1 pseudogene is annotated in these 322 nt (G+C 68.6%); it reads left to right on the top strand.

From position 1 onward, the window contains the following. A pseudogene (locus QSJ19_RS26675) lies at positions 1-322 on the top strand (HNH endonuclease); the annotation flags it as partial.

Below are 322 nucleotides of genomic sequence, written 5' to 3'. Positions count from 1 at the left end.
AAACCATGTGACAGATCTTCTCGGACAACACTTCTCCGGCGCCACCCCCGCCGAGATCGTCGACCGCGCCCGCACCCTGGGCAACGTCCTCGCCGACGACACCGACTGCGGCGTGCCGGCCGCTGAGGACCGCACCATCAACACCCTCGCCAAGAGTAAGACCACTGACGGGCGCCTGCGCGTCGAGGCCGACCTCGACGTCGACGTCGGGGAGAAGTTCCAGGCCGCGATGGAACGCTACGGCGCACCCCGGCCTGAACCCGACGGCTCCCCCGATGCCCGATCCACCGAACGACGCCTGGCCGAGGCACTCGAGACCATC

Source organism: Gordonia sp. ABSL11-1, from assembly GCF_030315685.1.
In the GTDB taxonomy this organism is placed as follows: domain Bacteria; phylum Actinomycetota; class Actinomycetes; order Mycobacteriales; family Mycobacteriaceae; genus Gordonia.
The sequence above is the reverse complement of the archived record's forward strand: the minus strand, read 5'-3'. Positions and strand labels throughout refer to the sequence as shown.